General features: G+C 37.9%; 4 protein-coding genes. 3 read left to right on the top strand and 1 reads right to left on the bottom strand.

The window, feature by feature from the left end; genetic code table 11:
- The first annotated feature begins 46 nt into the window (after positions 1-46).
- The 3 genes from BQ7314_RS09595 to BQ7314_RS09585 all read left to right on the top strand — a co-directional run bounded on the left by BQ7314_RS09595 (position 47) and on the right by BQ7314_RS09585 (position 1963).
- Entirely contained in the window at positions 47-658 is a 612-nt protein-coding gene (locus BQ7314_RS09595) for a DUF502 domain-containing protein (protein ID WP_174483489.1), read from the top strand.
- A 158-nt stretch (positions 659-816) separates the two neighbouring features.
- Positions 817-1539, top strand: coding sequence for an ABC transporter permease (locus BQ7314_RS09590; RefSeq protein ID WP_174483488.1), 723 nt, complete (start codon positions 817-819; stop codon positions 1537-1539).
- Positions 1529-1963: a DciA family protein gene (locus BQ7314_RS09585; protein ID WP_174483487.1), complete on the top strand. Its 435-nt coding sequence runs from the start codon at positions 1529-1531 to the stop codon at positions 1961-1963. The genes BQ7314_RS09590 and BQ7314_RS09585 overlap by 11 nt, the downstream gene beginning before the upstream one ends.
- Positions 1964-1972: 9 nt before the next feature.
- On the opposite strand, the gene lpxC is transcribed toward BQ7314_RS09585, so the two are convergent.
- Complete coding sequence (gene lpxC / locus BQ7314_RS09580) at positions 1973-2893, bottom strand: UDP-3-O-acyl-N-acetylglucosamine deacetylase (protein WP_174483486.1); 921 nt, start codon at positions 2891-2893, stop codon at positions 1973-1975.
- Positions 2894-3463 lie beyond the last annotated feature (570 nt).

The following is a 3463-nucleotide window of genomic DNA, read 5'->3' as shown; positions in this document are numbered from 1 at the left end:
TTTTTTAGCCTCTGTAAATTGTTTGGTAGCTGTTTACTTTACACCTATGTCTTGTCTCAATTCAACCAGTGTATTGCTATCCGTTACTTTCAGAGGTTATGCACTTATTATACGAATTCAGGTTATTCTTCAAATCGTATTATTTATGAAAGAGCTGATTTCAGGTGCTTTTCATATCGTTTATGGTTATTGGGATAATTATTTAATTACTATTACTATTTTTGCCTTAAGCTTTTATTTATTTGCTTATGTCGGCTACCGTTTAAGCATGGCTGGTGGTTCATGGATTATTCGCTTAATTGATAATATTGTTAACCGTATTCCTTTATTAAACACGATTTACCGAGTCACTAAAAAAGTAGTTAATATGTTTTCGGGGCATGAACACAAAAGTGCACGTGAAGTTGTATTTACTGAGTACCCAAAAGAAGATGTATGGGTTCCCGCTTATGTCACTAATAAAAAAGACGACATGTATGTGCTATTTATACCAACCTCGCCTAACCCAACATCTGGTTTTACTGTGATTGTGCACGAATCTAAAATCATTAAATCTGAAATGAATATAGAAGAAGCAACTAGCTTTATTATTAGTGTTGGCGTAGATCTTACCCTACGTGATGATTTACAAAAACTTAAACCGAAGCAACTACAATAATAAGGTATAAGAATGCTAGTACAGCCCCCTCCTCGGAATAAGTGATCCAATAATGAGATTATTAAGCGATTAGAAAACACACTTATGCTGATTTTATAGCACAAATTTAAGTCTGTACTAGCCTTTATGCATAAGCCTTTCCCTATTACTTAGCCTTTATGAATAATAGCATCGCAACCATCAGTTTAACGAGTCTCACTCTATCGTTAACGCCCGCGCTTTTAGTGTTACTCATTTTTACACGTTGGTCGCTACCTATCACAAACGCAGTGTATGCATTAACGCGCATGCTCAGCCAATTATTATTGGTCGGTTATGCTTTGGCCTTTATCTTTGAGTCACAAGATAGCTGGCTGATTTTACTAATCTTATGCATTATGTGTATTGCATCCAGCTGGATTGCCTTGGGCTCGATAAAGGAACACCGCACTACATTATATAAACACGCTTTCTTTGCTATCTTTTTAGCGAGCGGACTGACCTTGACTTTAATTACCCAGGGCGTACTATCATTGACCCCTTGGTACGCTCCTCATTATATGATTCCTATTGCTGGGATGATTTTCGCTGGCTCAATGAATAGTGTTAGTCTAGCTGCAGAACGCTTCCATTCGGAGTTACAAAATAAAACCTATATCCCTGCACGTAATATTGCTTTTCAAGCTGCAATGATTCCAGTGATTAACTCTTTACTGGCTGTTGGTTTGGTTTCCTTGCCTGGCATGATGACTGGGCAAATCTTATCGGGCATTTCACCCTTCATTGCTGCACGCTATCAAATTATGGTAATGGCTATGATTTTTGGTGCTTCTGGCTTGTCGGCAGCTCTCTATCTGAGCCTTATTAAGTCTTACTACTCAAGGCATCACTATGAGCTTTAAAAATGCCTCATCTTTCTCCAGAATGCCTACTGCACTTCAGTTGCGTATAGCAAAGCACCAACGAATCTTGCGTATTATTTTATTGGCAAGTCCTGCCCAGCTAAAGCCTCATATAAAAGACTGCGTAGTCAATGAAGGGAGTTTAATGATTTATATGAGTTCGGCAGCTTGGGCATCACAGCTACGCTTTTGCAGCGCACAAATACAATTAGCCGTTAATACTCAAAGCAAAGAAAATATTAAGAAGGTTAGAGTTAGGGTGCTGGCACCAACCCCATTTACAGCAGAAAAGAAATCGCGAAAGATCATTCCTTCTGAGGAGAATATAGAATCCCTCCGAAATAATGCGGATACACTTTCGGAAGGAAGACTAAAAAATGCTTTATTAAGTTTAAGTAATACCTTATTAAAACAAAATAAATAGCACTATAACTTATTCGCCCGCTCGGCTTTCAGCGGAACGCATAAAAGGAATCGGGGCATCATCATTATTTTCGAAAGTAACCATTTCCCAAGCATCAGGATCGGCAATCAGTGCTCTTAGTAACTGATTATTCAGCCCATGACCTGATTTATAACCTTGATACTCGCCAATCAAACTATGCCCTAATAAGTATAAATCACCAATAGCATCTAGCATTTTATGCTTAACAAACTCATCAGCATAACGTAAACCACCTTCATTAATGATTTTGTCATCATCAATAACAATAGCATTATCTAAGCTACCGCCTAAAGCTAAGTTATTTTCCCTTAAAAACTCTATATCTTTCATAAAGCCAAAAGTACGCGCGCGACTGACTTCTCTAACAAAAGTCGTGGACGAAAAGTCCATCGTTGCAGTCTTAACATTATCAGCAATGGCAGGGTGCTCAAAATCGATAGTAAAGGTTACTTTAAAGCCATCCATAGGCAAAAAAGCGGCCCATTTATCACCATCAAATACTTTGACTTCACGTTTAATTTTAATATATTGCTTAGGTGCATCTTGCTCCTGCACACCAGCAGATTGAATTAAAAATACAAAAGGACCCGCGCTACCATCCATGATCGGTACTTCAGCTGCAGTCACATCAACCAATGCATTATCAATACCAAGCCCAGCCATAGCGGACAACAAATGCTCAATAGTCGATATTTTTACGCCTTCTTGCACTAGCGTTGTCGATAACGTGGTATCGCCAACATTATGCGGCACAGCATCAATTGTCACTGGTTCAGCTAGGTCTACCCGCCGAAATTTTATGCCTTCATTAACGCCTGCAGGGTGTAAGGTTAGGTAAATTTTATCACCCGTGTGTAAACCAACGCCTGTTGCTCTAATTGTATTTTTTAATGTTCTTTGTTTAATCATTAACTTTACCTAACAAGCTTAATAAAATAAGCTTAGCTCACGCCTCTCCATCGCCTACTGAGAGCGTGAAAAACATAATAAATGAAGTTACACCGATACCGCGCTATGCAGGTAGTCTTGTATTCTTAATTGCATAAGAAAAAATAAGAGGTGCAAAATAATGGAAGTGCTTTCTTGTATGTTTAGGTTTATTTCTTTTGAGAGGGATGTTTATACCTAAAACACAGGACTGACTATTCTAATCCATAATGTGCTTTTAACCCAGCTTTCGAATTTAATTTTGTAAGCAACTGAAATATATTGACAAATAGATATTACGGCACTACTTAGCCTTTTTTGGCAGGTTTTTTAGCTTTACTTGCCAATTTATTATGCAGAATATCACTTAATCACTACTTTCGAAGACTAGTTAGGTATAAAAAGTATCTAGCGCATGCTAGGGGGCAGGGCAACCGCATATAAATAATCTGAAAAATAAGCGATACTAGTCAATTTCTATAGCCCAGTATTATGTCATTAAGTTTAGTAGAATCTTTTTCATCCATTGAAGACCCTAGAGTAGAGAGGCAC

The organism is methanotrophic endosymbiont of Bathymodiolus puteoserpentis (Logatchev) (genome assembly GCF_900128525.1).
GTDB lineage: Bacteria > Pseudomonadota > Gammaproteobacteria > Methylococcales > Methylomonadaceae > Methyloprofundus.
The sequence above is the reverse complement of the archived record's forward strand: the minus strand, read 5'-3'. Positions and strand labels throughout refer to the sequence as shown.

What these genes read in the sequence shown, in the direction of transcription:
- BQ7314_RS09595 (WP_174483489.1), top strand. Translation starts at nt 47, where the DNA reads ATGTCTTGTCTCAATTCAACCAGTGTATTGCTATCCGTTACTTTCAGA.
- BQ7314_RS09585 (WP_174483487.1), top strand. Translation starts at nt 1,529, where the DNA reads ATGAGCTTTAAAAATGCCTCATCTTTCTCCAGAATGCCTACTGCACTT.
- BQ7314_RS09590 (WP_174483488.1), top strand. Translation starts at nt 817, where the DNA reads ATGAATAATAGCATCGCAACCATCAGTTTAACGAGTCTCACTCTATCG.
- lpxC (WP_174483486.1), bottom strand. Translation starts at nt 2,893, where the DNA reads ATGATTAAACAAAGAACATTAAAAAATACAATTAGAGCAACAGGCGTT.